Source organism: Kitasatospora sp. NRRL B-11411, from assembly GCF_000721345.1.
Lineage (GTDB): Bacteria > Actinomycetota > Actinomycetes > Streptomycetales > Streptomycetaceae > Kitasatospora > Kitasatospora cineracea.
Window position 1 is genome coordinate 16,576 of sequence record NZ_JOGH01000088.1, and the last position, 12,388, is coordinate 28,963.

The 12,388-nt window shown below is 74.4% G+C and carries 11 protein-coding genes and 2 pseudogenes; 6 read left to right on the top strand and 7 right to left on the bottom strand.

Going from position 1 to position 12,388, the window contains the following annotated elements; genetic code table 11:
• The first annotated feature begins 149 nt into the window (after nucleotides 1-149).
• From IH44_RS0129050 to IH44_RS0129060, 3 genes are all read left to right on the top strand, one after another.
• Nucleotides 150-2,486, top strand: coding sequence for a hypothetical protein (locus IH44_RS0129050; RefSeq protein WP_030462727.1), 2,337 nt, complete (start codon nucleotides 150-152; stop codon nucleotides 2,484-2,486).
• 334 nt (nucleotides 2,487-2,820) lie between these two features.
• Nucleotides 2,821-3,078, top strand: coding sequence for a hypothetical protein (locus IH44_RS0129055; RefSeq protein ID WP_123562220.1), 258 nt, complete (start codon nucleotides 2,821-2,823; stop codon nucleotides 3,076-3,078).
• Between the two features lie 3 nt (nucleotides 3,079-3,081).
• Complete coding sequence (locus IH44_RS0129060) at nucleotides 3,082-3,588, top strand: thioesterase family protein (RefSeq protein WP_051817466.1); 507 nt, start codon at nucleotides 3,082-3,084, stop codon at nucleotides 3,586-3,588.
• Nucleotides 3,589-3,698: 110 nt separating this feature from the next.
• Here the strand turns inward: IH44_RS0129060 and IH44_RS46765 are convergent, their stop codons facing one another.
• From IH44_RS46765 to IH44_RS48625, 7 genes and pseudogenes are all read right to left on the bottom strand, one after another.
• Nucleotides 3,699-4,010, bottom strand: coding sequence for a hypothetical protein (locus IH44_RS46765; RefSeq protein ID WP_030462730.1), 312 nt, complete (start codon nucleotides 4,008-4,010; stop codon nucleotides 3,699-3,701).
• Nucleotides 4,011-4,109: 99 nt separating this feature from the next.
• Nucleotides 4,110-5,435, bottom strand: a complete 1,326-nt coding sequence (locus tag IH44_RS0129070) for a hypothetical protein (protein WP_030462731.1) — start codon at nucleotides 5,433-5,435, stop codon at nucleotides 4,110-4,112.
• A gap of 238 nt (nucleotides 5,436-5,673) precedes the next feature.
• Nucleotides 5,674-6,147, bottom strand: a complete 474-nt coding sequence (locus IH44_RS0129075) for an SsgA family sporulation/cell division regulator (RefSeq protein WP_051817469.1) — start codon at nucleotides 6,145-6,147, stop codon at nucleotides 5,674-5,676.
• Nucleotides 6,144-6,602 carry a hypothetical protein gene (locus tag IH44_RS46770; RefSeq protein ID WP_157852503.1) on the bottom strand — a complete coding sequence of 153 codons (459 nt, stop codon included), beginning with the start codon at nucleotides 6,600-6,602 and terminating at the stop codon, nucleotides 6,144-6,146. Before IH44_RS46770 ends, IH44_RS0129075 begins: the two co-directional genes overlap by 4 nt.
• Nucleotides 6,603-6,827: 225 nt before the next feature.
• Complete coding sequence (locus IH44_RS0129085) at nucleotides 6,828-7,964, bottom strand: hypothetical protein (RefSeq protein WP_157852504.1); 1,137 nt, start codon at nucleotides 7,962-7,964, stop codon at nucleotides 6,828-6,830.
• 243 nt (nucleotides 7,965-8,207) lie between these two features.
• Nucleotides 8,208-8,957: pseudogene (locus tag IH44_RS49835) on the bottom strand (transposase); the annotation flags it as partial.
• Nucleotides 8,958-9,288: 331 nt separating this feature from the next.
• A pseudogene (locus IH44_RS48625) lies at nucleotides 9,289-9,513 on the bottom strand (transposase); the annotation flags it as partial.
• Nucleotides 9,514-9,922: 409 nt separating this feature from the next.
• Here IH44_RS48625 and IH44_RS0129095 point away from each other — a divergent pair.
• From IH44_RS0129095 to IH44_RS0129105, 3 genes are all read left to right on the top strand, one after another.
• A complete protein-coding gene (locus tag IH44_RS0129095) occupies nucleotides 9,923-10,444 on the top strand; it encodes a hypothetical protein (RefSeq protein ID WP_030462734.1) in 522 nt (173 codons plus the stop codon).
• A gap of 61 nt (nucleotides 10,445-10,505) precedes the next feature.
• Nucleotides 10,506-11,072, top strand: a complete 567-nt coding sequence (locus IH44_RS0129100) for a hypothetical protein (RefSeq protein ID WP_030462735.1) — start codon at nucleotides 10,506-10,508, stop codon at nucleotides 11,070-11,072.
• Nucleotides 11,059-12,270 carry an MAB_1171c family putative transporter gene (locus IH44_RS0129105; RefSeq protein WP_030462736.1) on the top strand — a complete coding sequence of 404 codons (1,212 nt, stop codon included), beginning with the start codon at nucleotides 11,059-11,061 and terminating at the stop codon, nucleotides 12,268-12,270. Before IH44_RS0129100 ends, IH44_RS0129105 begins: the two co-directional genes overlap by 14 nt.
• Nucleotides 12,271-12,388: the final 118 nt, after the last annotated feature.

Below are 12,388 nucleotides of genomic sequence, written 5' to 3' on the forward strand. Positions count from 1 at the left end.
ACCGCCCCCGAACGAATGTCCGCGCACCTCAAGTACGCTGTGCGCGGCCGGAAGTGACGCTGCCGCGACGAGCCGGGGAACACCCGGCTGCGTCCGGGCGCCCGCCGAGGGGGACGGCCGACGGGGACGGACACGAAGGACAGGCACACGTGGACAGCGACAACCGCGCCGGCGTCGGACTCGCGGACCGGGCGGAGGCGGACACCCGGGGGCCGGACGGGCCGGCGGCCTGGCAGTACCTGCTGGACGAGGGCCTCGACCCGGCCGGGCGGATCCCGGTGCACGCCGTCCGCGGCAGCACCCCGCCCGCCGACGCGGCCGGCCGGCCCGGTGCCTACCGTCCCAACCCGCGCCACGGCCGCCCGCTGCCCGAACCGGTCCCCGCCGACGTCCCCGCCGACGCGCCCGCCCCCGGCCTGCCTCCGCTCGGGGCCGGGCGGCGGCCCGCCGGGCGGGCGCTGCTGTCCTGGCTGGAGGACGGCCGCGCGCCCCGGCTGTGCCGGATCGCCGGGTCCTCCGGCAGCGGCCGCACCCACCTGCTGACCTGGCTGGCCGCCGCCTGCCCGCCCGACCACCCGCGGCCCGGCCGCCGAGTCCACGCACTGCTGGACGCCGAGGGGCTGACGGTCCGTTCGGCCACCGCCCGGCTGGCCGACCTGCTCGGCCTGACCGCGGGCGAGCCCGCCGACCTGTTGGAGGCGCTGCAGGACGGCACCCCCCGCACCGTCGTGGTCACCGACCTCGACCGGGCCGGCGGCCCCCGGCTGCCCGGCACCCCCGAGCGCCTGGCCCGCGAACTGCTCGTCCCGCTGCTGTCGGTGCCCTGGCTGCTGCTGGTCGTCGAGGCCGCCCACGGTCCCGCCGCCGACCTGCTCGCCGACGCCGCCCCCACCGGCGCCGTCCTCGACCTCGACCAGCCGCAGTGGACCGACCCCGCCCAGTACGCCGCCTGGTGCGCGGGCCTGGCCGGCCACCCCGTCGACCCGGCCGCCACCCACCCCAGCCCCGGCCTGGCCCAGCTCGCCGCCCGCACCCCCGGCGCCGCCCCCGACCCGGCCCTGCCGCCCGCCGACCGGGTCGCCGCGCTTGCCGCCGCCTGGTGGCAGGCCGTCCCCGACGCCGAACGCGCCGCCCTCACCGCGCTGGCCGGGGCCGACGGCCCGCTCAGCGCCGAACTGTGGGCCACCCTCCCCGGCGCCGACCCGGCCGGGGTCGCCGCCGCCGCCGACCTGCTGCCCCCGCCCCCGATGGCCGACCGCTGGCGGCTGCGCCCCACCCCGCTCGCCGACCTGGTGGCCGCCGACAGCCCGCCGGTCGACCACGCCGCGATGATGTGGGAGGTGGCCGGCGGCATCCCGGTGCGCGCCGACGGCGGCCCCGACCTCGCCGCCAGCGACCCCGAACGCCTCGCCCTGCTGGTCCGGCACGCCTCCGCGGGCGACCCGGGCAGCCCGATGCTCGATGAGATCGACCTGCTGCTGCACGCCGAACCCGCCACCGTCACCGCCGCGTTCCAGCGCGCCGAGGACGCCGGACTGCCCCCCACCCCGCTTGCCGCGGCCTGGCGCCGGGCCGCCCCCGACCGGGCCGCCACCGCCCGCCCCGCCGACCGGGCCGCCGTCCTGCACGCCCACCTCACCGGCCGCCACGACGCCGCCGCCGCGCACTGCGCCGACCTCGCCCGGCAGGCCGACACCCGCTGGCACGCCGTCTGGCAGCACCTCCCCGCCACCGGCCCGTGCGCCGCCGCCCTCGGCCTCGGCCCGCACGCCGGACACCTGCTGCTCACCGACGGCGCCGGACTGCACCTGGCCGACCCCGCCACCGGCCAACTCCTCGGCCCCGTCGAGCCCTTGACCGCAGGAGGGGCAGGGGCGGACGTCGAGCCGCACCCGCGGGCGCTGACCGCGACCCCGTTCGGCGGCGCCCTGCTGCTCAACGCCTCCGGCGAACTGCGCCCGCTCGCCGTCCGCGGCGCGCCCGCCCTCCCGGACGGCTCCCCGGCGCTCCCCGGCGCGTGCACGGCCGTCGCCGGGCACGAGGGCGTGCTGGTGTTCGGCGGCCCGGACGGCCTCACCCACTGCGTGGAGACCGCCACCGGCACCGCCCACCGCCCCGACGTCCCGCTGCACGAGGGCCCGGTCACCGCGCTGGGCGCGGCCGCGGCCGACGGCGGCACCCTGGTCGCCAGCGGCGGCGAGGACGGCCGGGTGTGGACCTGGATGCCGGGCCGCCCGCCGCTGCCCGCCCCCGTCGACCGGCGCCCCTGGCCGGTCACCGCGGTCGCCCTCGCCGCCACCCCGGCCGGGCTGTTGCTGGCCGCCGCCTGGTCGGACGGCCTGCTGCGGCTGCGCCGCTGGGGCGAGCGGCACCGCGGCGCGGACCTCCGGCTCGGTGCGGCCGTCCGGACCCTCGCGGTCACCCCCGAGGGGCTGGTGGTCGCCGCGCTGCCCGGTTCGGTGCTCGGGCTCGCCCTGGTCGGCTGAGGTCCGCCGTCCGGGTCGGCCGTGGTCCGCCGTCCGGGTCGGTCCCCGGCGGTGGACGGGTGCGTGCGCGGGGGTGGACGGGTGCGTGCGCGGGGGTGTGTTGCGGGTGGTCGGCGGAAGGCGTTGAAAACCGTCGGAAATGACGTGATCTTCAACGGAAGACCGCACAATTCGCCGTTTCCGGCTGGTTCCTGATCGAGTTTGATCACCGGAAGGGCATTCAGCGTCAACGATGCCGCTGCTCCTTCCCCCCAACGATGAAATTCCTTGCTGGACCCTCCTGTGAACCGCGCCTGTGAACCGGGCACCAAAGCCGACCGGAAACGAGGAATCGATGGCTGAACACCGAGACGGGGTCGACCACGTGGAGAGGGAGTGCGCCGCCCTCGCCGGGCTGCCCGCCGCCCAACGGCTGGCCGAACTGGAGAAACTCTGCCGCCGCACCGAGCGGGCCCTCGGCCGGGCCGTCCTGGACACCGCCGCCGAGGTCTACGAACAGGGCCACGACACCGCCCTGCACCGCTCCCCGTACGCCTACGGATACCTGCGCCGCAGCCTGGGCTTCCGCTCCGAGCACCGAACGGACGGCTGACCGTTGTACACCTACATGTGCCGCACCCGCTGGGGCGACATGGACGCCTTCGGGCACGTCAACAACCTCAAGGTGCTCCAGTACGTCCAGGAGGCCGTCTACTGCCTGCTGTACGACGACACCGAGGGGCAGGACCTGTTCGAGGACGGGTTCATGATCGCCCGGCACGAGATCGACTACCGCTCCCCGCTCTACCACTGCCCCACCCCGCTGCCCGTGCAGATCTGGGTGGAGCGGCTCGGCCGGTCCTCGATCAGCACCACCTGCGAGGCCCGGCGGCGCGGACAGATGGTCTTCCAGGCCCGGACGGTCACCGTGCCGACCGACGCCGCGACCCGGCGCAGCCGCCCGCTGCGCGAGGCCGAACGCCAGCACCTCAACCGCTACCGGGTCCGCCCCACCGGCCCCGTCGCACCCGTCGGCCGCGTCCCCGTGCGCTCCACCGGCCGGATCCGGGTGCCCGTCCTCGGCGAGCGCGAACGCGAACGCGAGCACGAACGCGCCTGCTGAGCACGCCTGCTGAGCACGTCTGCTGTGCACGTCTGCTGAGCACGTCCGTTGAACGTGCTTGCTGGGCGCGCGAGCACGAACGCGCCTGCCGGGCACGTCTGCCGGACGTGTCACGGGAACCCCTCCCCGCCCCGGGAGGGCCCCCGCCGGCCCCGGCCCGGGTACCCCGCCCGGCCCGGGGCCGGGGCCGGCGACGGCCCGTCACCGCCGGCTGCCGCCACCGGGACGGCTGCCGCCACCGGGACGGCTGCCGCCACCGGGACGGCTGCCGCCACCGGGACGGCCGCCGCCACCGGGACGGCCGCCGCCACCGGGACGGCGGGCACGGCCGCGGTGCGGGCTGCGGCCGGGGCCTCCGGGGACGGCGGCGACGGCGGCGGGGGAGCGGGCGACACCAGCGGGTAGTACGAGGGATCGTTCATGCCCCCATTGATCACCCGGCGCCCCGCCCGCCAAGCACCCGGCCCGGACGCCTCACCCCGCGGCCGGGCCGGACCTCCGGCTGCCCGGACCGGGGCGCGCTACCCGCCCAGCCGGGCGAACCGGCCCTCCAAGCGCGTCAGTTGCAGCGTCGTGGCCGGGGAGCGCAGCGCGTCCTGCCGCTCCCGGAAGTTCGCGTACGCCCGCCGGGCCTGGTGGATGTTCCCCGCGTCCAGTTCCAGGTGGGCGAGTTGCAGCAGCGACACCCCGATCGTCCGGTGCTCGCCGGCCGGCCGGGCCCGCAGCGAGGCCCGCAGGTACGACAGCGACAGGTCGGTGGCCCGCAGCGAGCGGTGCACCTGCGCGGCCTGGTACAGCAGGGCCGGCTCCGGGTAGCGGTGCGGGCCGCCCTCCGCGGCCGCCCGCCCGGCCCACTGCTGCGCGCCCTCCAGGTGCTTGAGCGCCTCGGCGGCCTGGCGCAGCCGGGCCGCCGCCACCGCCTGCTGGGCCAGCACGAAGGCCCGCACGCCCGGGGCCGCGTCCGCCGGCAGGTGCTCGGCTGCCGCGTCCGCCAGCCGGGCCGCGTACGCCTGGTGCCCGAGCGCCCCGGCCTGGGTGCTCTGGTCGCGCAGCGCCATCGCCTGGGCCTGCCCGTCCTGCGCCTCGGCAGCCAGCTGGTACGCCAGCCAGTAGTGCCGCTGGGCCTCCCCGTGCCGGTTGTCGTCGGTGTACGTCCGCCCGACCAGGCGGACCAACTGGGAGGCGGCGACCAGCAGTTCGCGGTGCCGACGGTCTCCCGACGGGGACTTCGCCCAGGGCAGCACGTGGTCGCGCAGGTAGCCCAGCAGCAGGCTCCGGGCGATCGCCCCGCCGTACCCGTCGTAGTGCCGGGCGCCGAACGCCGTCATCTCCCGCACCGCCTCCACCTGCCGCGCCCCCACCCGCTCCGGGCCGGGGCGGCGGCCGGCCGGGACCAGCGGCGGGCCGGGCGCCGGGCCCGCGGCCGGTTTCACCGGGGGGCGGGGGGAGGGCAGCATCCGGATCTGGAACAGCGGGGGCTGGAACGCCTCGTCCGGCGGTTCGCTGGAACTCGGCCAGGAATGCAGCCGGCGCAGCCCCGTCAAGGCGTCGGTCGGCTCGTGGTCCGGTTCCTCGGCGGGGGCCCGCTCGGCCGGCTGGAGGCCGAGTTCGCCGCGGGAGACCGGGCGGCCCAGCCGCCGGGCGAACGCCTCCTCCAGCAACTGGGGCCCGGGCGGCCGGGGTTGGGTGCCCGACAGCCAGTGCGCCACCGTCGTCCGGTCGTAGCCCACGCTGAAGCCGCTCTCCCGGGCCACCTTCTGCAACGCGGCCGCCAGCGCGGGGCCGTTCCACCCGGCCTCCGCCATGCAGCCGCGCAGTGCGACGTTCGGACCGCGGGCGTGTGGCATCGGCAACTCCTCGTGCGGACCACCTAAGGGGTTGGCCCCAGAATAACGGGCGGCGTCGATTGTCCCTGCCGATTTCCGGCGAACGCCGACTTTTCGGCGGACGGGGGCGGAAATCGGTCCTGCGGCGGCCGGTTCCGTTCGGTGGCGAAGGAGTGATTCCCGGTGCGGCCGCCCGGCGGCCGCACCTCGTGGAATGTGATGACCCGACAGAAATACGATCGGTCTGATCGGCCCGGTGTTATTCGAATTTCTCCGGGTCCCCGGCCTCCGCCAGGATCCGGCGCAGCATCCCCCCGGTGTCCAGGTACCGGTGCTCGGTCCCGACCGGCACCAGCCGGTGGCTCAGCTCCAGGAACTCCCGGACCGGCCCCGCCGGGGTGTGCAGCACCGCGGTCTGCCCGGGCGTGCTCAGCGCGATCGCCAGCAGGTCCTCGTCCGCCGTCGACCGCCGGATCGTCACGTCCCCGACCCCGGCCCACCCCTCCAGCCCGACCACCAGCAACTCGCGGGCGAACAGCCAGGTGATCGGCTCCTCCAGGTCCACGTGGCAGTCCAGGTGCACGGCGTACGGATCGGCCCGGTAGTACCGCAGCCGGGCCGGCACCGAGACCCGCAGCCCCGGACACGGCGACACCGTCACGTCCAGCAGCAGCACGCAGTCCGGCTCGCCCTTGCGCCGCAACCACGTGTGCGGGGTGTTCTGGTGGGTCACCGGGCCTCCCTCGGACGGACGACGGACGGGGTGTTGAGCGGGATGTCGGACGGGGTGTTGAGCGGGATGTCGGACGGGGTGCTGGGCGGGGTGTCGGACGGGACGGCGGACAGGGACAGAGCGGCGGGCGTGTCGGGCACGGGTGTGTCGGGTGCCGGTGTGTCCGGTACAAGGGCGCCCGGTGCGGTGGCACTCGGTGCGGTGGCGGCGTTCCCGGTGGCCTCGTCCGCTGGCATCGGATCAGGGGCCGGGCCGGGAGCCGGATCGGGCGTCGGATCAGGGGCCGGATCGGGGGCCGGATCGGGTGGCGGGTGCGGGGAGAACCGTTCCCGCTCCCGTTCGGGCTCGCGCTCGGGTGCCGGGTGGGCGGAGAACCGGGGCGGGGTGACCAGCCGGGACCACTCGTGGTCCCGGCGGCCGGGCACGGTGCGGCCGGACTGGTGCCAGATGGTCACCAGCCGTGCGTAGATGGGAGCCTGCTGAATCGTTTCGTCTCGGACGCCCATAGGGGCCCATGGGTCGGCACTCACGTTCGGGGATAACGACCGAACCCGGGGGCGGTCACGGCACTCGTCGCCGCTCGCACCGGACGGGGCGGGATCCCGCCGCGCCACCCCCTCCGCCATGACACATACCGGTGAATCGCGGTGCGCCGGAGGCCCGTTCGGCCCGGGGGCGGCTCAGGCGGGCTGCGCTGCCGTTCGGCCGTCGTCCGTTCCGTCCGGGCCGGCCAGGGCCGCGGCCAGGGCCCGGGCGCGGTCGAAGGCCCGGACCGGGTTGGGCGCGGTCGACCAGGGGTGGGCGCCGCACCACGGGCCGATCCGGCGGAACTGCTCCAGGGCCAGCGCGGGCTGCCGGGACATCAGGGCGAAGTGCGCCAGCAGGTGGCGCAGCAGCGGCACCTGCTCGTTCGACGCGGGGGAGCCGTCCAGCGCGGCCGCGACCCGGGGCAGCAGGTCCCGGTGGCGGCGGCCGCCGGGCAGTCCGCGCGGGCCGTGCCGCAACTCCAGTTCGGTGAGCGCCTGGAGGTACAGCCCGGGCAGCGGCGACCCGGCCGGGGCGGTGTGCACGGCGCGCACCGCGAACCGCAGCATCAGCGCGTCGCTGCCGTGCCACTTGGCGCACCAGTACTGCATCGCCTGCCAGTGCCCGCCGACGTGGTGCGGGGCCCGGGCGGTCACCTCGGCCCACAGGGCGCGGAACTTGCGCCGGGGCAGCCGCATCCCGCGCGCCGCGGTGATCATCACCACCCAGGGGCCGGGGTCGCGCCGGTCCGACTCGGCGGCCCGGCGGGCCAGTTCGTACGCCGCGGGCAGCTGGGCCCGGAACGCGGCCATCCGCTCCGGCGCGACCTGCGCCGGGAAGCCGCTGCCGCGCGCCTCCCAGGCCCGCTGCACCAGCAGCCGGGCCCGGACCGTCGCGGCGGCGCACGCGGACGCCCCCGACTCCTCCCAGGCGGTCAGCCAGGCGTCCCGCTCGGCGGCCACCCGGGTCAGGAAGTCCAGCCGGGACCAGCGCTCGTCCCAGTCCTCCCCGGCCGCCGCCACGTACGCCTCGGCGGCCCGCCAGCCGCCCGCCAGGCAGGAGTCGGCCAGTGCCTCCAGCTCCTTGCGCCGCAGCAGCCGCATCGGCGGCCCGGCCCGGCCCGGGTCCAACTCGGCCGAGGGGACCAGCCCGTGCGCCGCCGGGTCGAACCCCGCCGCCTCCGCCGCCTCCGCCGCCTCCGTTGCGGCCGGCCCCGGCCCGCTGCCGCCGGGCCGCCGCCGCGTCAGCAGCATGATCATCGCGGCCAGGCCGAACACCAGAACGGGGGTCATGCCGAGCATGATCCCGCACCTCCGCCCCGCCCCGGCACGCCGGTCCCCGGGCCCGGCCCGCGGGGCGCCGGGGGCTGAGCTTGACTCTGTCGGGGATCTTGGATGACCGGGCTCAAGTGCCGAGGGTGCGCCAGGACTTCGTCCGGGGGATGTCGTTCTCGTCCAGGAAGGTCTGGAAGGCGGTCGGCGGTCTCGGTGACGGGCCTTCCACTCGGGTGTCTGCTGCTCCGTTCGGACCTGGACTTGCAGGTCACGGAGCTCTCGCGGTGGGAAGCCCACGTTGCGGGCGTCACTGGAGGTGGTGCAGCGGGGGCGGTCCGGGCACGGCTGGCACTGGCTCCTGGTGAACCGTGCCACGATCAGGGGTGCCGCGGTGGGAGAGGAGGTCGGGTAGGGGCCGTGCCGGCCGGCACTGACCTGGCCGTTCGGGCAGGTGACTTGTCGGCGGTCGAAGTCGATGTGGAAGTCGTCGCGGTCGAACCCTTCGTTCTTGCGGTGCCGGCGGGTGGGGTTGCCCGGCAGGGGGCCCGCTGACGGTGACCCGGTGTTCGCGGGCGGCTCGTTCCAGGTGGACGAGGGAGGTGTAGCCGCCGTCGACCAGGTGCTCGGCGGGCAGCAGTTCGCGGCGTGCCAGGCGGGTGTGGATGCCTGGCAGGGCTTGGCCGTCGTTGGTGGCGGCCGAGGTGGTGGCCACGTCCGTGATGACGTTGACGCTGTCGGGGGCACACTTCTCGGTGACGTGCGCGGCGAAGCCCTTCCAGCTGATGATGTGCCCGTGGCGGACGTAGCGCGCCGTGGTGTCGTAGGGGGAAACGATTGCTGCCGAGGAGGGCGGCAGGCCACCGTCGTCGGCAGCGCGCCGGCGCAGGCGGCCCGCCGTGTCCCGGTAGTACTGCTGCACGAGGATCTGCCGTAGGGCCTCGGCCTGTGGGCCGGGCCGGTAGGCCAGTGCGTGGTGGTGGAGGTGTTCCAGCAGGCGGCAGGCGTCGTCACCGGCGGCGAGGATCCTGGTCTTGGGCCGGGTGGGGTCCTTGCCCAGGCGGACCGGGCGGCCGTAGCGGCGCCCCCAGTCCTCGTCGACCAGGCCGGTCAGCAGGTGCGAAGCAGTCCGGGCCACCTCCTCCAGCGCGGCGCGGACGGCCTCGGTGACCAGTTCCAGCCGGGTCGGATCGCGCACCACGGCCAGGACGTGGGTGGAGTCGGTGCGCTGAGTGGTGCGCTCGCGTACGAGTCCAGTCTCCTTCAGGCGTGCAAGGGCCAGATCGAGGAGCCGGTCGGCTCGGTCGTCGAGGGTCAGGCGTTCGCGGAAGTCGGCCAGCACGCTGTGACGGAAGCCGGGATCGTCCGGTTCCATGGCCATCGCGTACTTGAAGTCGATGCGGCAGCGCACCGCCTCGGCCGCTTGCCGGTCCGACAGACCGAGCAGGAACTGCAGCACGCTGACGGTGGCCAGCTGGGCAGGCGAGATACCGGGGCGTCCGTCGCGCGAGTACCGGCCCGCGCAGTCCTCGTCGCGCCACAGCCCGTCCAACCGGTCTCTGACCCACATCGCTGTCGTCCCACCCGGGTTGCTCGCCCGTGCGATCTGCGCGGTCAAAGACGGGACTTGCTCACCGGAGCGGGGACGGAGCGACGACTGACACCTCGACAACTGCGCGGTTTTCGATCAGCCCGAGCATGCCCACTGGCCGGGCCAGCACACCGGGAAGCTCCAAGATCCCCGGCAGAGTCAAGCTCGGAGCCGATTTTGCGAAGCCTCATCAGGCGATTTTGGTCCGCGGCGAATGACGCCGCGCGGCCCGCACCCACCCCGGTGCGGAGCCAGCGGCGTGCGGGCCCCGAGGGGGGTGGGTACCAGGGTAGCGTCAGCCGCCCGGGAAAGCGGCTGTAGCGCAGGGCACTCGGGACAGTCGACAATATGGTGGTCACTGCCAGGCGCGCGAAGGGATGGGGTACGGATGAGCGAGCGGGAGGGGGCGGCAGCGGAAGAGGAGAACAGGCACGATCCTGAAGCGGAGCGGCTCGGGCAGCGGCTCGAGTATCTGTTCGCGTACGTTCAGCCGTTCGGTCGACGCTACACCCTGAACGAGGTGGTGGACGGTATTCGAGCAGCGGCGAAGCCCGGGGACCCGACGCTCTCAACCGGGCGCCTGTGGGCACTTGTCAAGGGTCGGGCCGGCAATCCCACAGTCGGCACGCTACGGGCACTGGGCGACTTCTTCGGCGTCCCGCAGGCCTACTTCATCGATGACGAGGTAGCCGACCGGGTGGCGGCGCAGCTCGCGCTGATCGCCGCGATGCGGGCCAATGACGTCCGATCGGTGGCACTTCGCGCTGCGGCCGTGGCGACCATGTCGACGCACGGTGTGGACACCGTACGGTCGCTGATCGAGCGGAGCGGGCTGGTCGGGAAAGAGCCCCCGGGGGTGGCTTCGCAGGCGGAAGCGCCGGGCTCCCCGTACGAACAACCGTCCGTCTAGACTCCTCTGGGGCACGCGTGGCCGACTGTTCACGCGGCGGGGGGCGAACACGGGGGCGGGTGTGGAGCAAAGGGAGTGGCGGCGGTTCAGTGCGCGCTGTCACGAGCTGATCGGGCAGCTGGATGCCCCGAGACCTTTCACGATCGAGAGCCTGGCCGAGGCAGTGGCCCGGCAACGCGGGCGGTGTCTGCAGCTGATGCCGCTGTCCGGGCGGGACCCTGGCCGTTCGGGGGTCTGCGGGGTGTGGATCGCCTTCGCCGATGTGGACCACGTCTACTACGCCAGCGGCACCAGCCCGGTCCACCAGACCCACATCATCCTCCACGAGCTCGCACATATGCTGCTCGACCATCACCAGCACGGTGAGCCTGACGACGAATGGCTGCGGCGGCTCTTCCCGGACCTGGACCCGGCGATGGCCGCCCGACTGCTGACGCGGGGACGTACCCGGGCGACGACCAGTCAGGAGCATGAGACCGAGCTGCTCGCCTCGTTGATGTGGCAATACTTCGCGACCACTCCGGCCGCGTCGCCACATGCGTCGCGCGAGAGCGCGGACACACTCAGCCTGGTGATGGCGACCTTCTCGGCCGCCTACGAGTGGGAGCACACGGATGCGACCGATTGATCTGGCGCTCTTGCCGGTGGTCTGGATACCCACGTTGTGGAGTCTGCGAAAGCTGCGGGACGCGCCGAGGCGTACCCGCGTGTTGTGGGGTGTGTGGGCCAGTTGGACGGTGTCGATGACGGTCGGGGTCCCCTGGATCCGCCGGGCGATCGACGCCGCGACCGGGATCGCCAGTGGCACCAACCTATTGGTCCAGCTGTCCGGGCTGGCCGCCGTCGCGCTCATGGTGGAATTCGTCAGGGCGATGACGGGACGTTCGCAGGACCGGACTTCGAGACTCAATCTGGCGGGGTTGGCGTTCGCCGCGGCCGCCCTCACCGCTGCCTTTTCCGTGATGCCGCGACCGGACGGAAATGTCGACCTTCTGACATACAGCGACCGATCGTGGGCCGGCTATCTGTACTGGATGGTGCTCACCGCTTATACCGCGGTTGGCTTGACGGCCTCGGCAGTCCTGTGCTGGGTCCACGGTCGACACGCAACGCCCGGACCAGTGCGCACCTCATTGTGGCTGATGCGGGCCTCATCCGTGACTGGCGTGGTGTACTTGGCCCATCGCGCGTACTACCTGACGGTACGACAGATGCGTTGGAACATCGGCGAACCGGCGGCGGTGGCAGGTACGACGCAGGTTCTGCTGGCGTTCACCATGCTGCTGTTCGCCGTGGCGGTGCTCTGGCCTTCCGTGGCGGAGCGCAGGGAGAAGACCACGGCCGCGCGACACGTCCGGCGCCTCACACCCCTCTGGCAGCTACTCCAGCACGCGACACCCGAGGTGGCGTTGCCGCTGCCTGAGGAAGTGCGGCGGCACAACCCCCGGTTGCGGCTCTACCGGCAGGTGATCGAGATCAGGGACAGCATGCTCGCCCTGGAGCGTCATTTCGGCCCGGCCCATGCACTGGCCGCTGAGGAGGAGCTGCGTGCGGTTGGCCTGTCCGGCGAGCGGCTGACCGTCGCTGTGGAGGCGGCGCTGCTGACGTATGCCGTCGCGGCTGAACTGTCGGGGAGCGAAATCCAGTCCAGCGAGCGGTGCCGGTTGAAGGCGGACGGCCTGGATTTGGATGCCGAGATCGCGTGGTTCGCGGAGGTCGCCGCGAAGGTTGGTGCACCGGAGGTGGATGCCGCAGCCGAACGCCTGAGGAAGTCCTCGCCCGGCGCTCACGTGGGGGAGGCACCGGGCGAGGACCGCATCGGCTGACCGTACGGCCCGTTACCTCGGCTGGCCCCAGTCGAGGACGGTGAGAGAGCCGTCGTCGTTGCGGAGGTGGAACTGGCCGGTGGAGGGGCGCCAGATGCCGATGTTCCCGGCGGGGGCG